Below are 21,557 nucleotides of genomic sequence, written 5' to 3' on the forward strand. Positions count from 1 at the left end.
CATCTTTCAGATAACCGGGCGGCGGCCGCTATCGGCCAGATGACAGGCTGCCACGCCGCCATGCGGCACCGATCGCAGCATCGGTTCCTCGACCCGGCAGACATCGATCGCCACCGGACAGCGCGTGTTGAACCGGCACCCCGGAGGCGGCGCGCTGGGACTTGGCGGATCGCCGGCGAGAATGATCCGGCGGCGCCCGGCTTCGATGCGAGGATCGGGAGAAGGAACAGCCGACAGCAGCGCTTGGCTGTAGGGATGGGCCGGCTCGCGAAACAGCGGGCGGGTCAGGCCGGCTTCCGAGATGCGGCCGAGATACATCACCGTCACGTTCGAGCAGACCTCGCGCACGATCGCCAGATCATGCGCGACAATGACAATGGTCAGGCCAAGCTGTTTCTGCAACGACGTGAACAGGTTGACGATCTGCGCCCGGATCGAAACGTCGAGCGCGCTAAGTGGCTCATCGCAGACCAGTATGGACGGCTTCAGCGCGAGCGCGCGCGCAATCGAAACGCGCTGGCGCTGGCCGCCGGAAAGCGAGCGTGGAAGCCGATCGAGCACCGTCTCAGGCAGCGCAACCAGGTCCAGAAGCTCGGCGATGCGGCGCCGGCGCTCGACTGATGAACCGAAGCGATGAATCTGCAGCGGCTCCTCCAGTGTCTGGTAGACGGACTGGCGGCGGCTCATCGACCCCAACGGATCCTGGAAGACGAACTGGACTTCGCGGCTGAACGACTTCCTGTCCGATTTCAGCCATTCGGTGCGATCCCTTCCCCCGATCAGGACGGTGCCTTCGCTCTCCTTCTGCAAACCGACGATGGTGCGCGCCAGCGTAGTCTTGCCGCAGCCGGACTCGCCGACGATGCCGTGGAACGCGCCGCGCGCGACCGTCAGGTTTATGCCATCGACCGCCCGCACCGCGCCGACACCCGAACGGTTGGCGAAATGGACCTTTAGTCCCCTGACCTCGATCGCCGCGACATCAGACATGGACGGCGATCCCCTCTCGTTTCAGCACGACCGGGCAAGCCACACGGTGCGGGCTCGTCGACGCGGATATCGTCTGCAGCGGCGGCCGGTGCTGCCGGCAACCGGCTTCGACCAGTTCGCAGCGCTCGGCAAACCGGCAACCCGGTTCCAGCCTGATCTGGTTTGGCGGCAGGCCAGGTATCTCGCGGGTCGCCGCGCCTTCGTCGGCGCGAAAATCCGGCACCGATGCGAGCAGCCCGCGCGTATAGGGATGGACTGGCCGGGTCAGCACATCCATCGCCGTCCCCTCCTCCGCCACCTGGCCGGCGTAAAGCACGATGACGCGATCGGCGACGGAAGCGACCACGCCGATATCGTGCGTGATCAGCACGACCGCGATGCCATCCTCGCGCTGGATCTGACGGATGAGCTCCAGGATTTGCGCCTGGACCGTGGCGTCCAGCGCCGTGGTCGGCTCGTCTGCGATCAGCACGCGCGGCCGGGCCGCCAGCGCCAGCGCGATCATCGCGCGTTGCAGCATGCCGCCCGACATTTCGTGCGGATAGCGGTTATAGCGATCCTCGGGGTCCGGGATGCCGGAGCGCGCCAGAAGCGAGACCGCTTCCTTGCGCGCTGCCTCATGCGACAGGCCAGCGAAACGGCGCGCCTGGCGTGCCAGCTGCGGGCCGATTTTCAGCATCGGGTTCAACGCGCTCATCGGGTCCTGGAAAATCACGCCGAAATAGCGCCCGCGCAGGTCCGACAATTGCCGGGAACCGATGCTGAGCAGTTCGCTTCCGTCGGCTCGCGCCGACCCTTTCATGTCCACGGTCACGCCCTCGGGCAGCAGGCCGAGCGGACCGAGCGTCATTACGGTCTTTCCCGAACCGCTTTCGCCGACGACCGCGACCGTTTCTCCGGGACGGACGTTGAACGACACCCCGTCGACCGCCCGCACAGAAACGGTGGTGGCGTAGAGGTCGATGACCAAATCTTCGATCGAATAGATTGGCTGAGCGTCGCTCATGCTGAAGTCGTTCCCGTTTCGACGGCGTTACGCTCGGCTTCTTCGCGAGCGCGCGCCCTTCGGCGTCTGCGCAAGGTCGCGCCGCGAACCGGCCGCGGCACCTTTTGCAATGCGAAGGCTTCGCCCAGAAGGTTAAAGCTGACCACGACCAGCGTCAGCGCCAGACCGGGCAGCACGACGAGGCGCGGCACCTCCTCGATGTAGCTCATGCCGTCGACCAGCATCTGGCCCCATTCCGGTGTCGGCGGTGCGACGCCAAGTCCGAGAAAGCTGAGCGTGGCGATGGCCAGCACAAGCGCGCCGGCGTCGGCGCTTGCATAGACCACGACGAGGGCAAGCACATGCGGCAGGATATGGCGAACAAAAATCCACAGATGGCCGGCGCCCATCACGCGGGCCGCCTCGATATAGGGCTGCTGCAGCTCGGCGGTGACGACGGCGCGGCTCATGCGGGCATAGTTCGCCCACCACGCCAGGGTGAGCGCCGTGATCATCGACCAGTAGCCGGTGCCCAGAATGCCGATCAACGCCAGCGCGATCACCAGGCTCGGAAGTGCCAGCGCAATATCGATGATGCTGATAAGGACGAGCTCGACACGGCCGCCGACATAGCCGGCGAAGGAGCCGATCGTGACCCCGATCGCCAACGCGGCCACAAGCACGATCACCATCGCCACCAGGGAAATGCGGGCGCCACCGACGATGCGGCTGAAGACGTCTCGGCCGAGATAGTCGGTGCCGAGCCAGTGGTTCCAGCTCATGCCCTCCAGTGTCGCCGAATAGTCCTGCGCACTTGGATCGTAAGGCATGATAGCAGGAGCGAAGATGCCGATCAGCACAAAGCCGATTACGGGGAGCAGCACCAGCCACGGCCAGTCCTTGATGTCCCTGATAGCGGAAATGTTCATCGCCTCATGCTCCCCGCGCCCGGCGCATTCGCGGATCCGCGACGATGCAAATCATGTCGACGATGAAATTGACCATGACGAAGAAGACGACAAACAGCAGCAGCACCGACTGCATGCCGATGAAGTCGCGGAAGCGGATCGCCTCGATGAAAAAGGCACCGACGCCGCGCAATGCAAATACCGTCTCGACGACGATCGATCCGATGATCATCAGCGTGAATTGCGCGCCGAATGTCGTCAGGAACGGAATGGCGATGTTGGGCAGCGCCTCGCGCAGCAGCACCTGCGTTCTGGTATAGCCCTTGGCGAAGCCGGTTGTCGCAAACGGCCGCGACATCGCTTCCTGGAGGTTGACCCGAACGACGCGGCTGAGAACGGAGGCCGGGAACAGCGCGATCGTCACCCACGGCAGAAGCCATGAGGTGAAGCCGCTGGTCCCGAAGGTGGGTACCCAGCCCAGCATCACCGAAAACACGATGACCAGCAGCGCCGCCACGAAGAAGTTCGGGGTCGACGCGCCGATCAGCGAAAATGCATGGAGGAACCTGTCCATCACGCCACCATTGCTGACGGCGCCGGCAATGCCGAGCGCGATCGAGAAAATGAAGGCGAGAATGCCGCCGCCGGCAAGCAGAGCCGCCGTCATCGGGATGCGGGCGGCAAACTCCGACGAGATCGGCTTTCCCGTTCGCAGTGAGATGCCGAAATCCCCGGCCAGCGCGCCGGAAAGCCAGCGTCCGTAGCGGATCGGCAACGGGTCGTAGAGACCGAGCTCGTTGCCAATCTTGGCGATCATTTGCGCGTCAGCGCCAGGACCTGCCGCACGCTCGGCAATGAGCGCCGCAACATTGCCCGGAGCCGCCGCAACCAGGGCGAATGTCAGCGCGGATGCCGCCAGGATCAAAAGGCAGGCAAGCAGCATCCGTCGCAGGATCGTGCGTTTCATCGTCAGGCCTCACTCGGGCTCGAAGTCTTCAGGCCTTCAGCGTGATCGCCTTGAACGGCAAGTCGTAGTCAGTCGCCGGAAGCGAGAAGTTCTCTGCGCGCGGATTGTGAGCCCACAGCCGCTGGCTGACGACAAGCGGACAGATGGCGGTGTTGTCGTGCAGCCAATCGTAGAGAGCCTGCATCTTCAGGTCGCGTTCGGCGCCGCTCGCCTCGAGCGCAGCCTTGACTACGCCGTCGAGCGCGTCCGAGACATAGATCTTGCCGTCAGGCCCGCTGTCCGCCGTCGAGACGAAGGCATTGCCAAGGGTCCCGTGAGGGTCATAGGGAGCGCCATAGGTGGTGAAGAAAGCGAGATCATAGTCGAAGGCCGGACGCCGTTCATGCATGGTGGCATTGTCCACCGAGGAGACTTGGACCTGGAAACCGACCTCGGACAATTGACCCTGGATCATTTCGGCGATGCGCCGCGATCCCGGCAGGGACTCTTCGGAAACCAGAAAGTCGATGGTCAGAGGAGAGCCAGCCTTGGTCCAGGCGCCGCCGCTCTCTGCCCAGCCCCCGTCGGCAAGTATCTTCTTGGCCGCCGCCACGTCACGCACCGGCACGTCATGCCGCTTGCCCGACGACGGCACGTTCGCCGGGAACAGATCGGCGGCCGGGTCGGCAAAGCCCTCGAACAGGACCTTGGCGATCGCCGCCCGGTCGACCGATGCATAGACGGCATCGCGAACGGCCTTGTCGGCGATGATCTTCGACTTCGGCGAATAGCCGAGCAGCATCGTCGCGGTGCCCGGCTCGGCAACAACCTTCATGCCGTCGCTTTCCAGCGCACGGGCGCGGCGCGGCGATAGCGTCGCCACCCAGTCGCCACCGATGACATCGAGGTCGCCTGAGCGGAGGCCGTTGGCACGAGCGAGTTCATCGGGAACCACCTTCAATTCCATGCGGCTGAAAAGCGGCTTCTCGCCCCAGTATTCGTCGTTGCGAACGAGGCTGGTGCCGCTCGAATCGTATTTTTCGACGATCCATGGACCGGTTCCGATCGGCGCCGTCTGCTTGCCATCCTTGTCGACTGCCTTGGGCGACAGGAAACGAACTGGGCGGACGATGGTGAGTTCGAGGAGTGCGGCCGGCACCGGTCGCTTCAGCTTGACCGTCAGCTTGTTTGGTCCGTCCGTGACAATGCTGTCGAACGCATCGGAAATGCCGATCCAGGAGAAGTCGCTCACCCCCATCCATCGCTTGAGGTTCCATTCGGCTGCGGTGGAATCGAACGGCGTGCCGTCGCTGAAGGTCACGCCTTCACGCAGATCGAAAGCGATCGAAAGCTGATCGTCGGCAATGGTCCATTTGGTGGCAAGTCCCGGCTCAAGCGCACCGTTCTGGCCGTAGTGGATCAGCGCATCGAAGACGATGGTGTAGGTGCTCAGCGTTGAAACATTCTGCAGCAGGTCGAGATCGCCGGTCTCCGCGGCGATGGCAATCTTCAGCGTGTCGTTGGTTTCGGAAAAGGCGGTGCGTGGCAGCGCAGCGGCGAAGGCAAGGCCGGCGGTGGAAACAAGGAAATTGCGGCGGTCGAGAGTGATCATTTCAGTTCCCCATTTTTGATTGATTGGTAGCGATTGTACACATGCATTCCCATTTGTATAGACATATTCGGCGCCAATCCAAGTTGGCGCGCAGCGCTGCGCTTGGCAAAGGAAAGCGCCATCCTGCGTAATGTCGCGGTGCCGGCGCGGGTCTCGACAAGCGCTAAGTCCAGCTCAGCGTCATCGCCGTCAGCGCGAGGTAGCGGCCGACCTTCGCGATCGTGACGATCGCAAGGAAGCTCCAGAATGGCTCCCGCAGCGCCCCCGCCACGACCGTCAGCGGATCGCCGACGAGAGGCAGCCAGCTCAACAGCAGCGACCATCGTCCATAGCGCTGATACCATCGCGTCGCGCGCGTCAACGCGGAGGGCTTTACCGGGAACCATTTGCGGTTGCGAAAGCGATCGATCCCCCGGCCGAGCCACCAGTTGACGATCGAGCCGAGCACATTGCCTGCGCCTGCGAAAGCGATGAGCAGAGCCGGAGCATGGCTTCCTGTCAGGAGCAGTCCCGCAAGGGCTGCTTCCGATTGCATCGGCAGAATGGTCGCCGCGGCAAACGCGGTCAGGAAAAGACCGCCATAGATGGCGAGCTCGCCAGGCATTTCGAGCTCTCAGCTTGCCTTGGGCCATTTCGGGTGCCGATCGTCGACGACGTAGCCATGCGAATGCTCATAGCCCGCTTCCGACCATACTGCGTCGCCGATGTGCCGGTCGTCCTCAGGCAGATCGACATGCGTATGTACAAGCACGTCGGGATCGTGTTTCGGCCAGAGCCAGATCGCGGCACGCAGGGCTGCGGCGCCAATGATGCCGAGCAGAATGAAGGTGAAGGGCAATCCCATCGCCGCACCGACGCGGCCGGCAATGGGATAGGTGATCAGCCAGCAGGCATGCGAAAGCGCGAATTGGGCAGCAAACAGAGCGGGCCGGTCGACGGCATCGGCAGAACGTCTGATCAATCGGCCCGAAGGCGTCTGCGCCAGCGAATAGCCGAGCCCCAGCACGAACCAGAGCGGCAGCAGCAGATAGTAGCTGCCGGCGAGCGGTCCCACCAGCACGCCCGCGACCAGGATCGCGGCGCCCGAGAGCATCGCAACCCGGTCCGGGACGTTCTCCAGCAGCCGCGGCAGGGCAAGGGCTGCAATCATCGATCCGCCGCCGAAGGCTGCGAGCGCCAGCGCCGTGTCGCTTTGCGAGAGGCCGAACTGCGCCTGCACCAGGACGACCGTGTTGACGATCACCATCGCGCTTGCCGCCGCGACGGCAACGTTAAGGGCCAGCAGCCCGCGCAATCGCGGCGTCGCCAGATAGATGCGGATTCCGCGCGTCGTGCGCTCATAGATGCCGCGCGGCTCCGAGGCTTGCGGGCTGGGGAGCACCACGGAGACGACCAGCGCCGCGGACGCCAGGAAGCCGACAACCGTACCGGCGAACAGGCCGTGGAAGCTGATGACGGAAAGCAGCGCCGCCGCCAGCATGGGACTGACGACGCTTTCCAGATCGTAGGCCAGTCGCGACAGCGACAGGGCCCGCGTGTAGTCCTTCTCCTCGGGCAGCACGTCAGGGATCGAGGCCTGGAAGGCCGGAGTGAAGCCTGCCGACGCCGACTGCAGGACGAAGATGAGAAGATATACCTGCCAGACTTCGGTAACGAAGGGCAGGAACACCGCGACCACAGCCCGGATGAGGTCGAGCGAAACCAGCATGGTGCGGCGTGGCAGGCGCTCGGCGAACGCGGCGGCGACAGGCGCCACGCCGACATAGGCGATCATCTTGATGGCGAGCGCCGTGCCGAGCACCGCGCCGGCGTCGGCGCCGGCAAGATCATAGGCCAGCAGCCCGAGCGCCACGGTGGCAAGGCCGGTGCCGATCAGGGCGATGACCTGGGCCAAGAAGAGATGACGGTAAGTGCGATTGGCCAGGACCTGAAGCATATTTGTCTTCTTGCAGCGGATGACGGTTCGTCGAGAACTGGCGCGAACGGCCTGCCTGTCTCAGTGATGGTGACCTTCCGGCTCGACCATCTTGAACGGCAGCACCTGCTCGCGACCCTTCGCGGCCAGGATCAACCTCGCCTGGAACTCATGCGGCTCGGCAGGGGCGATGGTGCTCTCAAGCCGATGATGGTTGTCAGCGACGGGCTCGAGGCGAAGCATCTCTGGCCCTTCGGGTCGGTCGATGATCACAGTCGCTGTCAAATCATCGGCGTGGCGATCGATGGTTAGCCGCATCCGTTCACCGCCGGGCGTATCGACGATTTCCAATGTCCCTGCAGCCAGCTCGCATACGACCTTGAACGGCTCCGGTGCATGATGATGAGCATGAGAGGTTTCCCCCCGCTTGGCGGTCGAACCCGCTGAGCTTTCGAGGCGGACATTGGCTTCCGCCAACGCCGGCAAGTGGGCGAACAGTTCCTCCTTAAGGGCTTCGCTGACGCCCAGTACGTCTTTGGCCGTCGCCGCATCCGGAACACTGATGGCGACGTCGGCATGTAGGCGATGGCCGATCCAGCGCGCCTGCACACTTCCAAGGCGCTCGATGCCGGACACATGTTCGGCGGCATGATGGATTTCGTCGATGATGCCGGGCTCCACACCATCGAGCATGCGCGTCAACACGGCTTTCGACGACTGCCAGACGATGGCGAAGATCGCCGCGGTGATCAGCAGTCCGATGATCGGATCGGCAAGCGGAAAGCCCAGCCAGACGCCGATAGCGCCCAGCACGACCGCCAGGCTGGTAAAGCCGTCGGTGCGGGCATGGTAGCCGTCCGCGATCAGCGCCGCGCTGTTGATCTCTCGTCCGACGCGGATGCGAAATACGGCGACCGCTTCATTGCCGATGAAGCCTATGAGGCCGGCGATGGCGACCCAGCCAAGAAATGCGATGGGACGCGGATTGATCAGCCTGTCGATCGCCTCATAGCCTGCGACGATGGCGCTGAAAAGAATGATGAGAACGATGACGATCCCGGCCAGATCCTCGACGCGGCCCAGGCCGTAGGTGAACGCCTTGCTCGGTTTGCGGCGGACCAGCATGAAGGCGATCCACAGCGGGACGGCGGTGACCGCGTCGCCGATATTGTGGATGGTGTCGGCCAGCAGCGCCACGCTGCCGGAGAGGAACACGACCACAAGCTGGAGCGCTGCCGTGACGGCCAGAACGACGAATGACCATTTGATTGCCCAGATGCCGCGCGTCGTCGTGGCGATCGTCGGATCGATGACGCCGTGGGTGTGGCCATGGCCGCCATCACCATCACCATGATCATGTCCATGGCCGCCGAAGCCCTGCGTCATCGGACCGAAGCCGAACCAGTCGCGTATCTTATCCATTATGGTGTTCTCTCACAGGTACTTGGTGATATCCTTGAACTCGTCGATCGAGCGGCGCTGCTCGCGCGCCAGCGGCCCGACGACGTCTTCAAGGCAATGGTTGAGATGATCCTGGATCAGGGTCTTCTTGGCTTGCGCGATGGCCCTCTCGACAGCATGGAGCTGCTGGGCAAGATCGAGGCAGGGCCGGCCCGCTTCGATCATTTCGATGACGCCCTTGAGATGTCCGCCAGCCCGCTTCAGGCGCTTGACGATATCGGGATGGGTTTCGTGGGTATGAGGCTGCTTGCTCATCTCTTGATACTATCCTCTTGGAGGGGATACAACAAGCCTCAAAGAGGCCTCGATTCCGGTGCAGTCAACAACCATTCGTTAGGATTTTGGAGAATAATCGCCGTTCATGCCGAATCGGATCCACAGCACAGTTTTTTGTCTGGTCATCGCTTTAGCGATGATGTTCGGCGTGCTGCGTCCTTTCGGCTATTCGACCTCACACGATCCGATCGCGATTGCCACCGCGGTTGAACGTCACGGCGGAGCCGCCGCGCAGATCGAAGATCATGACCACGCACACGATGACGGCGTTGCCGACGAGCAGAGCGCTGGCCATTTTCACGGGCACAATGCAGCCGACCACTCGCACGAGACGGCGAGCACGCCAGCCGACTTCGCACCGACCGTTCCGCAGCTCGAACGGGGCTGGCTGAATTATCCGCTGACTTTCGTCGATCCGGATACGACATTCCGGCTTGAGCGACCGCCCAGACCATTCCTCGCCGCATGATCGCGGCCGCTCGCGCGGCCACCCTCAACGACGAAGATTGGAAATCTTATGCAAGGACCCTTCGACCGGGGCCGGACAGGCTCGCGTCGCACGCGTTGGCGACCCGCCCTGCCCCTCCTTATCGCTCTCATGACCCTGCCGCTCCTGGGCGGGGCTGCCTTCGCCCACGCCGTGGCCGAGGGCGACAAGGGCTATATCCAGGAAATCTCGGGCATCAACGTGCTGCCCTTCATCTATCTCGGCGCCAAGCACATGGTGACCGGATACGACCACATCCTGTTCCTGTTCGGCGTGATCTTCTTCCTCTACCGGATGAAGCATATCGGCATCTATGTCAGCCTGTTTGCGCTCGGCCACTCCACGACCATGCTGCTTGGCGTCTACTTCGACGTCGGCATCAACAGCTACATCATCGACGCGATCATCGGCCTTTCCGTGGTCTACAAGGCGCTCGACAATATGGGCGCTTTCCAGCGATGGCTCGGCTTCCAGCCGAACACCAAAGTCGCGACGCTGGTCTTCGGCTTCTTCCACGGTTTTGGCCTGTCGACGAAGATCATCGAATACAACATCTCGCCTGACGGCCTTGTGCCGAACCTGCTGGCCTTCAATGTCGGTGTCGAGTTCGGCCAGCTCATGGCCCTCGGCGCCATCTTGATCGTGATGGGCTACTGGCGCCGGACACGAAGCTTCTGGCGCCACGCCTATACCGCAAACGTCATCATGATGACGGCTGGTTTCCTGCTGATCGGATATCAGCTCACCGGCCTGTTCGTCGCCGCATAAGGAACCGAATCATGTACAACACCGACCTTCCCAGCCGCGCCGATTTGCCGACGTCAGCGCAGCTCAAGCGCTCCACCTTCATTGCCGCGCTGACGGCGTTCGCCTTGCTCATCACGGTCGTCATGCCGTCCGAGTATGCGATCGACCCGACTGGAGCAGGCAGATTGCTCGGCCTCACCAGAATGGGCGAAATCAAGACACAGCTGGCAGCCGAGGCGGCAGCCGACGAAATGGCCAGCGCGAAGGCACCAACCGAGCGGATGACGCAAATGGTCCCTCCGGCCGAATTGATGGCGCGCATGGACCGAATTGAAAACCTCCTCGTCGCCCTGACCGCCGAACGGCCTGCTTTGCAGCCGTCGCCAACTGGGGAGGCGGTATCCCAAGACAATGTGACAGTTGGAGAGATCGCTCCTGCCGAGGCTCCGGCCATTGCTACAACGCCTGCCACCGAAGCAACCTCGGAAGCCCCGATCCAGCCAGATGGAAGGCAAGACGAGCTATCCTTCACGTTGGCGCCAGGCCAGGGTGCCGAAGTCAAGCTCGTGATGCGGCAGGGCGCCAAGGCAAACTTTTCCTGGACAGCTGACGGTGGCGTGGTGAACTTCGAGACGCACGGCGATGGCGGCGGTCAGTCCGTCAGCTATGAAAAGGGTCGCAGCGTTCCAGCTGACGAAGGTGCCATTGAAGCCGCCTTCGATGGAAATCACGGTTGGTTCTGGCGCAACCGCGGTGGCAGCGACGTGACCCTGACGATCCAGACTGAAGGCGACTACATCGACATCAAGCGTATGATCTAGCGCATACAGGGTCGCCCGGCGCCACTTCGAGCGTCGGGCGTCACCTATCCGTCTGTTCCACCGACGAGCGCAGATGCACGTCGAAGCTTTGCGCCGCGAGGAAGACACGGCTGACCTTCAGGTAAACGGGTCTTGATCCACCGCTCGATCTGGTTCACGGCATTTCAGCCCGACGTGATCTGCCAAACGGCTACGCCGGCAAGCGCCAAGCCGGCAGCGCCCTCAATGGCTCGGGAAATGGCATCGAACAGGCGTGGCCGGCTATCGAAAAAATGCACCAGACGTTCACGAAACAGGATCGACAGCACCGCAACGCAAGACAGCGTCAGCGCCACGCCGGCCATCATGGTGATTGCGAAAAGAATGCCGGCGACCGGAACGCCTCTGGATATCGCAAAGGTCATCACGAAAAGCGTCAGCGGGCATGGGATCAGGCCGGCCATGACGCCGACGGCCTCGCCCTCATGCTTGTGGTGATGGCCGTGGCTCAATGCGCGCCAGAGCATCCAAATGCCGATCAGGCCAAGCAGGCCCCGACTGACGTCTTCCAGCAGCGGGGCGCGGCCAACACTGCCCAGGGCAATCGATACCAACGGCAACGAGAGCGCCGCGATCAGCACGGCAATCGTTACATGCGTGAAGGAGAGTGTCAGCGACACCAGAAGCCCACGCCGGACGCTGGCGTCCGATCCTGCCAGATAGGTGGCCAGGACAGCCTTGCTATGGCCCGGCGTCAGCGCATGCGCCGCACCGAACAGAATGCCCATGGGCAGAAAGGCCGTGAACGCCAGCCAACCGCCGCCGGCCGCAAGCAGTTTGATCTGCTCGGCCAGCGCCAGGTAGATCGTGCGTTGGAACTCGACCAGCGTCTGGAACATGGCCATCGAACCGGCTCCGGGTCAGCCGCACGTCAATTCGAGGCGCGTCGCGAAAATCTTGCCGAGATCGGTCCCCGTCGGATCACTGAAGAACGCGTCTGTCAGGCTCTTCTGGTTCTGCGCGATGGCCGTGTCCGGATCTGGACGGACGACGGAACGTGAGCAGCCTTGCGGCAGACCGGCCACCGCAAGCTTGTCGTCGTCGGTAAAATCGATTGCCGTGTAGAAGGTCGGATCGTAGACACCGATACTGACTTTTCCAGCAAGGGCCAACGGGTCCTTCGGCTGCGTTTCGAACTGGACGACGAGTTGATCGTTTTCATAGCTGACGCTGAACTTCGGCGGTGGCGCCATCGTCACGTCCTTGCCGTTCAAGGTCACCATCTGAAAGTAGTTGTACTCGGCCAACGACGCATGGACGGTGAGAGCGACTTCATCGAGTTCCTTGGCATCAAGGACAAGGTCGGAATTCTTGTCGAATTCCATCAGCACGGTGCTGGAAAAGAGGTCGTCGAAACGCCAGAGATGCCGAAGCGACTTGAGCGTTCTGTCTGGACCGACGGTCAGGTCCAGCGTCGCTTCGGCAAAGACATGCGGATGGGCGTTCGCTGCCGCGGCGGAAGCGAGCAACAGCGCCGCGCCTGATACCATGCCTGTCAGTTGCATTTTTCGCTCACATTTCGCTCGTCGATTCCGCATCAGACAGGACACCTGCCATTGCAAGCAGGCCGAAATGGGACGGGCCAAAGCCCAACCTTGATCGATCAGGGCTGTGTTGCTTCATTTAAGGAGGCAGCTACCCAAGGTCGCCCTTCAGCCAATGTTTGAGCATGATCACCGCGATACCAGCAAGGATTGCCACCACTATCATCCAGATGATCTTTTGCCGATCGCTCAATTTGCTGCTCCAGATCGATTCAGAGCATTCCTATCGCGAGTTCCTTGCAAACGCAAAAAGCCCCGCGTCCCGTGCAGATAACACCAGCTGATCCGCCCTAGTCGTCGGCGATCGAGCTTGCAATGACCGTGTTCGATGTGATCCGGGACCTCGGGAACGTCAAATGGACAAGCTGCTTGCGATTGCCGGCTGTCAATATGTAGAGTTTGGAAACTTGCATTCCGTTTCTGTCCTCGCCGATTGTTTCGGCATCCGTCCGGGCGAAGAAACGCTCCTTGAATGGCGCGCGGTCGACATCGAATAGCTTTATGGAGCAAGTTTGCACGTCGTCACCGGTCGCCTCGCAGCCCTGGAAGGCGTCTACGTCATCGACGGGGGCAAGTGCTGCGTCGCCGGACAACGGAGTCCATCCGCGTCTCCTGGCCGCAGCGACGGTTCGTTCGAAGTCAGGTCCATGGGCAAGACAAATACCGTGAAAAGCTTCCAACGCCAGATCGACATTATCGGCACGCACCAGCGGCGATCTCAGGCATATAGCAGCGAGCGCCGGGATAAAGAGGGGCTTCGACATCAGCACACCGCAGGGTCAAAAAATGGACCCTCTGGCACGTTAGTCAAGAGTGCCATTTAGCGGGCCCAGCGGCTGCGACGAGATCGACCTCCATCCGACTGTCGGCGGCTGCGCCGTCGCCCCGTAGTATCATTCGCCAGTTATTCTCCGACGCGGTCCGCATTGAAGACCCGCGGTAGCCGTCGAACTTGTGTGTCCATCCCTCGGCCCTCGGGAGGCTTCTCCACCAGGGTGGGGATCAAAGGAGCGATGAACGCTGGCCGGCTGGTGCTGGCAGTTACTCGTTTACGCATGGAATCGTGTCTAGGTGGCAGGCATATATCCGCGCTCCACACGTCCCGACGTTGGTTGAGATCGGCAGCCAGACCGGCCAGCCACTCTGTGCGCCAGGCGGATAGAGGTGAGTGTCGATCGCGAATTGCAGAAACGTTGCCAGCGGATAATTGCAAAGTCAGCGCGTCACGCGTACGGATCCATAAGCCCCAGCGCGCTTACATCCATAAGCACCCCAAACCCGATGATCTGCTCCAGCGCAACGTTGCGAGATAATGTGCCCAAGCTTTTGGCCGGTTCGGACTTCATGCGGCTGACCAGGGCGTATCGGTTGTAGACCGCCAAACTGACCATCGCGACGAATAGGCTGATCTTGAACAGGAGAATTCGACCGTAGCTGTTGCGCGGATCGGGGAACGAGCCAAGCACGAGCCAAGTGTTCATGGCGCCCGTCAAAAAAATGAGCGCAACCGCCACCATACCAAAGCGGGAGAAGCGCCACAGGACGGTTTCCACGCCTGCGACTTCGGATGGATGCCGCTGCGCTGCCGCGATAAGCAGGCCGAGGGGCAGGAGGCCACCTATCCACGCCCCGGCACTTGCAACATGGAGAGCTTGAGTCAGTGAGCCTAGAAGGCCCAACGCCGCCGCGTGGCCCTGCCAACCCTCGCAGGTCAGTAGCAAGAAAGCCGGCCCGACGATCAATTCGGGCCGCCCCGAGAAACTGATCACCAGGAGCAGGAGAACGAGCGAAAGGCGAACAAACCAAACAGTTCCGAAGTCGCTTTCCATGAGGACGCCGCGCAAGGTGTCAACCATACCCTCGCGTCCGGAGAGCCCGGCCGTAAAGCACAGCAGCCAAATTGCCGCGAAGATTGCGGCCGCAAGTGCGAGGGCAGGATTGATGTTACGGGGTAGAGGCGCAAGCGCGGGAGCCGCGGTTCTGCCTAGCGCATAGAAAGGGAAGAGTGCCGACCCGAATAGAATCATCACTGAGAGGAAGTAGACCCACCGGGCGAAGGCCAGAGTGCCATCAACGTCCATTTCTACGGTCTGACTTCAAATTTGAAATTGCCCTTCACCTTGTGCCCGTCTGCTGACAGCGCGTGCCAATCAACTTGATAAACACCCGGCGCAAGGGACCTTGATACAGGTGCCACCATGTCCTTATCGCGCACCGCGATCTCCGTGGTGATCTTCGCACCATCCGGCCCCGAAAGATCGATGCCCGAGAATCGAGCCTCAATGGGTTCGCTAAAGCGCAGTCGAATCTCAGTGGGCGGAGCGGCAATGGTGCTATTGATCTCTGGAGTAGCCTCGACCAATCGAGCATGCGCAAGCGCCTGGCCGGATAATGGCACGCTCCACAGCGCAAGTGTGGCGATCATTCGGATAGTCCGGTTCAACGCGAACTCCTCCCGCGACGACGGTCATCAAAGACTATGCACTTCCTGACGAATATACGAATATTTGGTATTGCAGGGCCGCCACTGTTCGAGCTGTCACGAAACTTTCCATTTGCCGGAAAAGTGATGAGAGATCAGGCCAACCCGCTACCGACCGCCGAGACTCTCGATTGAAGGTCACGGACGCCGCAAGCGTTTGTAATTATCAGGACAAGCGCGGGCGAAACAAGCGTTGGCGCCCGCGTGACTCCATTTCAGCTACTTAACCGGGATCATGAGATGTGCGTATGGAGTGCCCGGCCACATCACATAGGGCTTGGATGTGTCAGGCTTGGGGTCCGTCGGATAGCCCTGCATCATGTCCATTGCGTTGACGATCATCACATGCGGGCCGGTCTCTATCCAATTGTTGCCTTCCTCGGGCTTCGTCGCATAGGGATCGGTGTTGCTGCCATCGGTACCGCCGGACAGCATGTACATGAAGCCGACCTTGCCCTTGGGCGGTTCCTTCTTTTCCATCCATGCCATCGCCCATTCCATCGCGTTGGCATCGCCGCACATTGGGTCCGGGCCGGGCGTGGACGGGCTGTCCGGCATGCACCAGAAGCCGTTCTTGCCCTCGCGCAGGGTGCGCATGGCGCCCTTTTCATCCGCGGCGTAGACCGCAGCGCCGCTTGCCACGGCAGGGGGTGCAGCAGATTCAGCGCTCTTGATCATCGCAGCGTCGTCGGCGGCTGCGCCTTGCATCGTAACCAAACTGCCTGCCGCCAAAAGGGCAGCGACCGTCAGAAGCCGTTTCATGGCCGTTCTCCGGTTTGAGTTGATCTTGTGCATGATGTCCGACGCACGGCTTTCCAGAGCCGTTTGTCGGTGATCAAACAGTAGCAGATTACATGCCTCCGGACAATTTATGTTTTAGCGCGCCTTCTAATGTCTTTGCAGTGGGCGTGCTATTAAACGGGGGCCTTCAAATCGGTCACGAAACTCTTGAGGGTTCACTAACCAGATGGTGCTGTTCAGCGAGTGGCCAAATTTGCGCGGTTTCCCAGCAACCTTGCTTGCGTCGTCAAATCGCCACCTGCCCTAACGCTAGATTAGCCCGCGCATCGTCAGTTCAGCCTTCAGATAGGCATAATAGATCGGCGCGGCGACAAGACCCGGCATACCGAACCAGGCTTCCATGAAAACCATCGCCAGAAGAAGCTCCCAGGCACGCGCATTGATCCGCGAACCGATGATCTTGGCGTTTACGAAGTATTCGAGCTTGTGAATGATGATGAGAAAAGCAAGCGAGCCGAGCGCTGCAAGGAAGGAGATGCTGAGGCTGACAACCACGATCACCGTGTTGGAGATCAGATTGCCGATGACCGGCAGAAGGCCAGCGACGAAAGTCAGCGCTATCATTGTCCTGATGAATGGCAGATCGATGCCGAAGGACGGCAGAACAGCGACGAGATAGATCGCCGTCAGAAACGTATTCAACGCCGAAATCCGGATTTGCGAGAACACGATGTTGCGAAAGGCCTTGCTCAGAATGTTGACACGATCCGCGAGCGCGACCGCCAGTGGGCCGGGCTCGCGCGATGGCGCCGCCGAGCTCACCGCGATCAAGCCGCCGATCACCATGCCGACGACAATGTGGACCACCAGGACGCCAACATCCCGCCCAACGAGTTGAAGCTGGCCGGCATGTTCGCGGAGCCACCGGGCCGCGAAGACTTCCAGTTCCTCGATGTTTGATGGAAAATAGGCCATCGCCCAGGATGGGAGATGGACGCGCGCGGTATCGATGATCTCGGCCATCTTCTTGAGGAGCGTCACGACGTTCTCCGAACCGCCAGTCAATTGCGACATGCCGCTAAAGATAGCGGCGGCTACCAGGAGCGTGAAGATCAATGCCACCAAGGTCAGCGCAAGGCTTTTCGTCAGGCTGTTGGAGACGCCGATTCGATGGAGCATCGGTGCGGCGAAATGAACGATGTTGAACACGAGAAGGCCCGAAAGCAGTGCCGGAAGCAGTCCGAGTTCGAGAACGGCGACGAGCGCTATAAGCGCAAGCAGGCACGACGCGAGATAGAACCATGAGAAAGTCAGCACTTTTCACCTGCAGAAGCAGCCAAGTCCTCTCCGGGTTTCATTAGCTTTGATACCCGGTGATGCGCAAGCGAACACGCCTTCGACACGTGTGTAAGGCTAACCGCCTCGCAGATCCCATGCTTGCGCGCCAGGTCGCCCGCTTTTGCCCCGCCTCATGCTCACGCAGGACCGCGATGATCAGCTCTTGCGTAAACCGCATTCTCTTCATCAGTCCGCCCTTAAATCGAGGCCGGACTTTAATCTCAGATGGAGGAAATTACCGATGGCAGGTCAGCCGCTCGAGGATGTTTATGCCGGTTGGCAAGAATGATCCTCTTCGTAGTGAAGCCGAAGTTCATTCCGCCGCGAAGACCATCAGATCCTCGAAGGGGAACTCGACATAGTATTGGCCGGACGGAAGGGCGTCCCGGGAATAGGTCCGGATTGTCAGGTCATTGCTTTCGAAAATGACTTCATGCCGATCGCCAAGGAAAAGGCTCTCGACGCAGGTCATGGCGATACGTCCAGGCCCGTCCTCCCCGGACCACGTCACCCGCTCAAGCCGGACGAGTGCGGTGACTTTGGCGCCGACGGTCAGCTCCTGCTGGGCGCTGCCCACAAGATGGATGCCGTTGGCGACAATTTCCGCACGGTTGCCGTTGATGGCGGTGACCACGCCGTCAAGGCGATTGCTGGCACCCATGAACTCTGCTGCAAACAGGCTCTTCGGCTTGTTGTAGATTTGCTTGGGCGTTCCGTCCTGTTCGATCTGGCCGCCGTTGAGCAGCAGGATGCGGTCGGCGAGCGCCATCGCTTCCACCTGATCATGGGTGACGCACAGCGCCGATAGCCCGAGATTGGTGATGAGGCGGCGCAGCCAGATCCGCGCTTCTTCGCGTAGCTTGGCGTCCAGATTTGACAGCGGCTCATCGAGCAGAATCACATTCGGCTCATAGACCAGCGCACGGGCCAGCGCCACGCGCTGCTGCTGTCCGCCGGAGAGCTGATGCGGATAGCGCTCGCCCAGTTTGCCGAGGCCGATGCTGTCCAAAGCCTTCTGGACGCGGCTCGCAACATCTGCCTGGGACACTTTGCGCAGCTTCAGGGGATAACCCACATTCTCGGACACCGTCCGATGCGGCCACAGCGCATAGGACTGGAATACCAGCCCGAGACCGCGCGTTTCCGGCGCCAGATTGATGTTCTGCCCGGCATCGAAAAGCGGCTTGTCACCGAGCAGTATCTTGCCGCTGTTGGGTGTCTCCAGACCGGCGACCGCTCGCAAGAGCGTCGTCTTGCCGGACCCGGACGCGCCGAGCAAGGCGACGATCTGACCCGGTTCGACCGAAAAGGACACACCTTTCAGGATCTCGAGGGTGCCGTAACTGAGGCGCAGGCCGTCTATGATGATATCAGTCATTGAGGCGGACTCCAAAGCGCATTGCGAGGGCAAGACCGGTCACGATGATGACGGTGTTGATGACGGCGAGAGCGGAAACCAGATCGATCGCGCCGGTGCCCCAAAGGGAAACCATGAGCGAGCCGATCACTTCGGTTCCCGGTCCGAGCAGATAGACGCCCGTCGAATATTCACGGGCGAAGATCAGGAAGATCAACAGCCAGGCTGAGAACATGCCGCCGCGGATGAGCGGCAGCGTGATGTCCCTGGCGACCCGGCCCTCGCTGGCGCCAACTGACCGGCCGGCTTCCTCGAGCTCCTTGCCGATCTGCAGGAGCGTTCCGGAAATCAGCCGCATGCCATAGGCGAACCACACAATGGTATAGGCGAGCCATACCGAGATCATCGTGGCACGCAGGGGTGCGATCGGCTTGAAGAAGAGAAATATCCACAGCATGGCAAGGCCAGCCACAATGCCCGGCATCGCCCGCGGTATCATGGCCACGTAATCGACGACTTTGGTCAGGGGTGCGTTCGAGCGGTGACCGGCGAGTGCCACGGCAGTATAGGCCGCGATCGAAGCCGCGCCGCCGACCACCGCGACGCCGACCGTGTTGAGAATGGCGCTGATGACATTCGGATAGTCAGCGAGATCGCGATAGTGATCCAACGTCAGCACCTGGAAGATATTCACCCCGACGCCCCAGCTTGTCACCAGTGAACGAATTGCGACGCCGCCCACCGGTATGATCACGGTGGCCGCGAACCAGGCCACCACAAGCGCGAAGGCCGGCCAGCGAAGAGCGCCCAGCCGGATGGGGTTGTGCCGACTGCCCTTGCCTTTGACAGACACATAGCGGCTGGCGTTGCGCAGCATGTAGCGCTGCAGCACCACCAGCGGCAGCGCGATCATGATGATCGCCACCACCACTACGGCCATCAACTGGTAGGAAGGAACACCGAGCTTGTTGGTGAGCTTGTAGAGATAGGTGGCGAGAACCAGCACGCCTTCCGGATCGCCAAGCACCAGCGGCAGGCCGAAAAGTTCGAAACCGAGGAAGAACACCAGAACCGCCGCATAGAGCACCACCGGCATCACCATGGGCAGCGACACACTGGCGGCGACGCGCCAAGGGCCAGCGCCGGCGGTGCGTGCCGCCTCTTCGAGGTCGGCGCCAACGTTGCGGAGCGCCGCCGATGCATAGAGATAGACATGTGGGACATGGGTGAGCCCGGCAATGATCGCGATCGATGTCACCGAATAGACATTCCAGGGCACGTAGCCGATCATCGACTTGACCGCCAGCGAGACGAAGCCGACTGGTCCCAGTGTCATCACATAGCCGAAGGCCAGCACCACCGCCGACATGAAAACCGGGATCAGGATGATCGGCTCCAGCCAGCGCTTGCCCGGCACGTCGGTGCGCACGATGATGAACGCCAGCAGGATTCCCACCGGAACTGCGATCACCGTCATGCCCACCGCGAGCTTGAGCGAAGTCGTCAGCGCTAGCCAGAAATCCGCGTCCGCGAGGATGAAGCTGTAGGCGTTCAGCGACAGATGCGCGGTTTTCTGGAAGAAAGGCGCGGACAGAAAACTCTGATAAATGATCAGGGTGACCGGTGCCAGCACCACCAGGATGGCGAGGAGGTTGGTGCTGACACGAAAGACACGGAAGGGCATGATCGCCTCGAACAAAGCCGGGGGCCGTCCGCTAGCAAGAGCGCAAGCGCGCCGTTCCGATGATTCTTAATAGCAAGAAGGGTGAGAGAGCCGACTGTGGAGGCACTCCCGATCAAGCGATTACTCGCCCTTCATGGCCTTCTGCCACTCGTTGAGGAACGCCAGCCGTGTCGTCTCGTCGAGACCTTCGAGCAGCTTGTCGTCGAGCGCGATCGGGTGAACGTTTTCACCGGCGGCCGCCTTTATGGACGCCAGCGTGGTTGCCCCTTCAACGTCATCACGAACGGCATAGAGCTTGATGTCGTCGGCGATCAGCTTCTGCGCGCGCGCCGACAGCAGATAGTCCACGAATAGCTTCGCAGCATTGGGATCCTGGGCTTCCGCCGGAATGACGGTGGCGCGGGTGGTCACCAGGACATAGTCCTTCGGGATTATCACACCGAGGTTCTCGTCCTTGGCCTGCTTGGCGAGGCCATATGAGCCGAAGATGCCATAGGCGATGGAATGTTCGCCAGACGTGACCTTCTCGATCATCGAGCCGGCGGAGCTGTAGAGCTTGATATGGGCCTTGCCAAAAGCCTTGTTAAGCGCCCAGGAATCGGTCCAGTTCTTGGCGTCCTGGTTGTAGAAATAGAAGCCGACACCGGATTTTTCCGGATCGTAGGACGCGATCTTACCATCATATTCTGCGGTCTTCCCGGTCATCAGCTTGAGAAGATCGGCGTGGGTTGCGGGAACATCGCCTTCAGGCACGAGACGCTTGTTGTAGACGAAAGTCACCGGGTCGGCGGTGGTACCATAGACCATGTCCTTGTAGGACGCCCAGGCCGGAAGGTGGGCCGCCTCCACGGATTTGTATTCCTGCGCATAGCCGTCTGAGGCAAGTTTGATCTGCAGATCCGGAGCCGAAGACCATGCGACATCTACCGTGCCTTGGCCCGAAGCGGTTTCGGCAATGACGCGATTGTAGAGTTCGGTGGAATTGAGGTCGGAATATTCGACGGCGATGCCGGGGAATGCTGCTTCGAAGTCCCTGAGCAAGGGCTGGACCAGCGCCGCATCGGTCGTCGAATAGATGCTGAGGTGTCCTTCCGCGGTGGCGGCGGCCACCAGATCCTTGTAGTTGTCCGGATACCCGGCGGGGATCTCGGCAGCGGCGGCAAGCGTCACAAAAGCGGCTGACAGCGAAAACGCGGCCATCATCGTCGCAAGACGATTTTTCAT

Annotated in this window: 22 protein-coding genes; 3 read left to right on the forward strand and 19 right to left on the reverse strand. The window is 61.2% G+C overall.

What is annotated here, in order from left to right; translation table 11 throughout:
• Positions 1–6: 6 nt before the first annotated feature.
• From NKI39_RS22955 to NKI39_RS22995, 9 genes are all read right to left on the reverse strand, one after another.
• Positions 7–990, reverse strand: a complete 984-nt coding sequence (locus NKI39_RS22955; protein WP_352577925.1) for an oligopeptide/dipeptide ABC transporter ATP-binding protein — start codon at positions 988–990, stop codon at positions 7–9.
• Positions 983–1,996 (reverse strand): ABC transporter ATP-binding protein, encoded by a 1,014-nt coding sequence (locus NKI39_RS22960; RefSeq protein WP_352834608.1) that lies wholly within the window; start codon positions 1,994–1,996, stop codon positions 983–985. The genes NKI39_RS22955 and NKI39_RS22960 overlap by 8 nt, the downstream gene beginning before the upstream one ends.
• Positions 1,993–2,904 carry an ABC transporter permease gene (locus NKI39_RS22965; RefSeq protein WP_023722127.1) on the reverse strand — a complete coding sequence of 304 codons (912 nt, stop codon included), beginning with the start codon at positions 2,902–2,904 and terminating at the stop codon, positions 1,993–1,995. The genes NKI39_RS22960 and NKI39_RS22965 overlap by 4 nt, the downstream gene beginning before the upstream one ends.
• Positions 2,905–2,908: 4 nt before the next feature.
• The gene (locus NKI39_RS22970) at positions 2,909–3,850 is read right to left on the reverse strand and encodes an ABC transporter permease (protein WP_352577926.1); all 942 of its coding nucleotides are present in this window, start codon (positions 3,848–3,850) and stop codon (positions 2,909–2,911) included.
• Positions 3,851–3,878: 28 nt separating this feature from the next.
• Complete coding sequence (locus NKI39_RS22975; RefSeq protein WP_352834610.1) at positions 3,879–5,441, reverse strand: ABC transporter substrate-binding protein; 1,563 nt, start codon at positions 5,439–5,441, stop codon at positions 3,879–3,881.
• A 163-nt stretch (positions 5,442–5,604) separates the two neighbouring features.
• Positions 5,605–6,045 (reverse strand): YqaA family protein, encoded by a 441-nt coding sequence (locus tag NKI39_RS22980; RefSeq protein ID WP_352623815.1) that lies wholly within the window; start codon positions 6,043–6,045, stop codon positions 5,605–5,607.
• A gap of 9 nt (positions 6,046–6,054) precedes the next feature.
• Positions 6,055–7,377 carry an MFS transporter gene (locus NKI39_RS22985; RefSeq protein ID WP_352594293.1) on the reverse strand — a complete coding sequence of 441 codons (1,323 nt, stop codon included), beginning with the start codon at positions 7,375–7,377 and terminating at the stop codon, positions 6,055–6,057.
• A gap of 60 nt (positions 7,378–7,437) precedes the next feature.
• On the reverse strand, positions 7,438–8,781 hold the full coding sequence (locus tag NKI39_RS22990; RefSeq protein WP_352693744.1) for a cation diffusion facilitator family transporter: 1,344 nt from the start codon (positions 8,779–8,781) through the stop codon (positions 7,438–7,440).
• 9 nt (positions 8,782–8,790) lie between these two features.
• Positions 8,791–9,072: a metal-sensing transcriptional repressor gene (locus tag NKI39_RS22995; protein WP_352693716.1), complete on the reverse strand. Its 282-nt coding sequence runs from the start codon at positions 9,070–9,072 to the stop codon at positions 8,791–8,793.
• Between the two features lie 106 nt (positions 9,073–9,178).
• Here NKI39_RS22995 and NKI39_RS23000 point away from each other — a divergent pair, with 106 nt between their 5' ends.
• From NKI39_RS23000 to NKI39_RS23010, 3 genes are all read left to right on the forward strand, one after another.
• Positions 9,179–9,562 carry a hypothetical protein gene (locus NKI39_RS23000; RefSeq protein WP_352622528.1) on the forward strand — a complete coding sequence of 128 codons (384 nt, stop codon included), beginning with the start codon at positions 9,179–9,181 and terminating at the stop codon, positions 9,560–9,562.
• 129 nt (positions 9,563–9,691) lie between these two features.
• Positions 9,692–10,348 (forward strand): HupE/UreJ family protein, encoded by a 657-nt coding sequence (locus NKI39_RS23005; protein ID WP_352622530.1) that lies wholly within the window; start codon positions 9,692–9,694, stop codon positions 10,346–10,348.
• Positions 10,349–10,359: 11 nt separating this feature from the next.
• On the forward strand, positions 10,360–11,148 hold the full coding sequence (locus NKI39_RS23010; RefSeq protein WP_352577931.1) for a hypothetical protein: 789 nt from the start codon (positions 10,360–10,362) through the stop codon (positions 11,146–11,148).
• A gap of 164 nt (positions 11,149–11,312) precedes the next feature.
• Here NKI39_RS23010 and NKI39_RS23015 read toward each other — a convergent pair whose 3' ends face one another.
• From NKI39_RS23015 to NKI39_RS23060, 10 genes are all read right to left on the reverse strand, one after another.
• Entirely contained in the window at positions 11,313–12,026 is a 714-nt protein-coding gene (locus NKI39_RS23015) for a HoxN/HupN/NixA family nickel/cobalt transporter (RefSeq protein ID WP_352452073.1), read from the reverse strand.
• A 21-nt stretch (positions 12,027–12,047) separates the two neighbouring features.
• Entirely contained in the window at positions 12,048–12,692 is a 645-nt protein-coding gene (locus tag NKI39_RS23020; protein WP_502898595.1) for a DUF1007 family protein, read from the reverse strand.
• A 329-nt stretch (positions 12,693–13,021) separates the two neighbouring features.
• Entirely contained in the window at positions 13,022–13,501 is a 480-nt protein-coding gene (locus NKI39_RS23025) for a hypothetical protein (RefSeq protein ID WP_352834612.1), read from the reverse strand.
• 453 nt (positions 13,502–13,954) lie between these two features.
• Positions 13,955–14,812, reverse strand: a complete 858-nt coding sequence (gene copD / locus NKI39_RS23030; RefSeq protein WP_352623823.1) for a copper homeostasis membrane protein CopD — start codon at positions 14,810–14,812, stop codon at positions 13,955–13,957.
• A 2-nt stretch (positions 14,813–14,814) separates the two neighbouring features.
• Complete coding sequence (copC, locus tag NKI39_RS23035) at positions 14,815–15,156, reverse strand: copper homeostasis periplasmic binding protein CopC (protein ID WP_352797738.1); 342 nt, start codon at positions 15,154–15,156, stop codon at positions 14,815–14,817.
• 276 nt (positions 15,157–15,432) lie between these two features.
• Positions 15,433–16,008 (reverse strand): hypothetical protein, encoded by a 576-nt coding sequence (locus NKI39_RS23040; RefSeq protein ID WP_352508359.1) that lies wholly within the window; start codon positions 16,006–16,008, stop codon positions 15,433–15,435.
• A gap of 255 nt (positions 16,009–16,263) precedes the next feature.
• Positions 16,264–17,271 carry an AI-2E family transporter gene (locus tag NKI39_RS23045; protein ID WP_352693726.1) on the reverse strand — a complete coding sequence of 336 codons (1,008 nt, stop codon included), beginning with the start codon at positions 17,269–17,271 and terminating at the stop codon, positions 16,264–16,266.
• Positions 17,272–17,605: 334 nt separating this feature from the next.
• Positions 17,606–18,670 (reverse strand): ABC transporter ATP-binding protein, encoded by a 1,065-nt coding sequence (locus NKI39_RS23050; RefSeq protein WP_352508357.1) that lies wholly within the window; start codon positions 18,668–18,670, stop codon positions 17,606–17,608.
• On the reverse strand, positions 18,663–20,333 hold the full coding sequence (locus NKI39_RS23055; protein WP_352508356.1) for an ABC transporter permease: 1,671 nt from the start codon (positions 20,331–20,333) through the stop codon (positions 18,663–18,665). Before NKI39_RS23055 ends, NKI39_RS23050 begins: the two co-directional genes overlap by 8 nt.
• Positions 20,334–20,453: 120 nt before the next feature.
• Positions 20,454–21,557 carry an ABC transporter substrate-binding protein gene (locus NKI39_RS23060; protein ID WP_352834614.1) on the reverse strand — a complete coding sequence of 368 codons (1,104 nt, stop codon included), beginning with the start codon at positions 21,555–21,557 and terminating at the stop codon, positions 20,454–20,456.

The organism is Mesorhizobium sp. M0664, from assembly GCF_040320565.1.
GTDB lineage: Bacteria > Pseudomonadota > Alphaproteobacteria > Rhizobiales > Rhizobiaceae > Mesorhizobium.

Coding starts and splice junctions, on each gene's coding strand:
- copD (WP_352623823.1), bottom strand. CDS start 14,812: ATGGACGTTGATGGCACTCTGGCCTTCGCCCGGTGGGTCTACTTCCTC.
- NKI39_RS22975 (WP_352834610.1), bottom strand. CDS start 5,441: ATGATCACTCTCGACCGCCGCAATTTCCTTGTTTCCACCGCCGGCCTT.
- NKI39_RS22995 (WP_352693716.1), bottom strand. CDS start 9,072: ATGAGCAAGCAGCCTCATACCCACGAAACCCATCCCGATATCGTCAAG.
- NKI39_RS22970 (WP_352577926.1), bottom strand. CDS start 3,850: ATGAAACGCACGATCCTGCGACGGATGCTGCTTGCCTGCCTTTTGATC.
- NKI39_RS23050 (WP_352508357.1), bottom strand. CDS start 18,670: ATGACTGATATCATCATAGACGGCCTGCGCCTCAGTTACGGCACCCTC.
- NKI39_RS23060 (WP_352834614.1), bottom strand. CDS start 21,557: ATGAAAAATCGTCTTGCGACGATGATGGCCGCGTTTTCGCTGTCAGCC.
- NKI39_RS23000 (WP_352622528.1), top strand. CDS start 9,179: ATGCCGAATCGGATCCACAGCACAGTTTTTTGTCTGGTCATCGCTTTA.
- NKI39_RS23015 (WP_352452073.1), bottom strand. CDS start 12,026: ATGTTCCAGACGCTGGTCGAGTTCCAACGCACGATCTACCTGGCGCTG.
- NKI39_RS22980 (WP_352623815.1), bottom strand. CDS start 6,045: ATGCCTGGCGAGCTCGCCATCTATGGCGGTCTTTTCCTGACCGCGTTT.
- NKI39_RS23005 (WP_352622530.1), top strand. CDS start 9,692: ATGACCCTGCCGCTCCTGGGCGGGGCTGCCTTCGCCCACGCCGTGGCC.
- NKI39_RS22985 (WP_352594293.1), bottom strand. CDS start 7,377: ATGCTTCAGGTCCTGGCCAATCGCACTTACCGTCATCTCTTCTTGGCC.
- NKI39_RS22955 (WP_352577925.1), bottom strand. CDS start 990: ATGTCTGATGTCGCGGCGATCGAGGTCAGGGGACTAAAGGTCCATTTC.
- NKI39_RS23040 (WP_352508359.1), bottom strand. CDS start 16,008: ATGCACAAGATCAACTCAAACCGGAGAACGGCCATGAAACGGCTTCTG.
- NKI39_RS23010 (WP_352577931.1), top strand. CDS start 10,360: ATGTACAACACCGACCTTCCCAGCCGCGCCGATTTGCCGACGTCAGCG.
- NKI39_RS23020 (WP_502898595.1), bottom strand. CDS start 12,692: ATGCAACTGACAGGCATGGTATCAGGCGCGGCGCTGTTGCTCGCTTCC.
- NKI39_RS23055 (WP_352508356.1), bottom strand. CDS start 20,333: ATGCCCTTCCGTGTCTTTCGTGTCAGCACCAACCTCCTCGCCATCCTG.
- NKI39_RS22960 (WP_352834608.1), bottom strand. CDS start 1,996: ATGAGCGACGCTCAGCCAATCTATTCGATCGAAGATTTGGTCATCGAC.
- NKI39_RS22965 (WP_023722127.1), bottom strand. CDS start 2,904: ATGAACATTTCCGCTATCAGGGACATCAAGGACTGGCCGTGGCTGGTG.
- copC (WP_352797738.1), bottom strand. CDS start 15,156: ATGATCGCCACACTTGCGCTGTGGAGCGTGCCATTATCCGGCCAGGCG.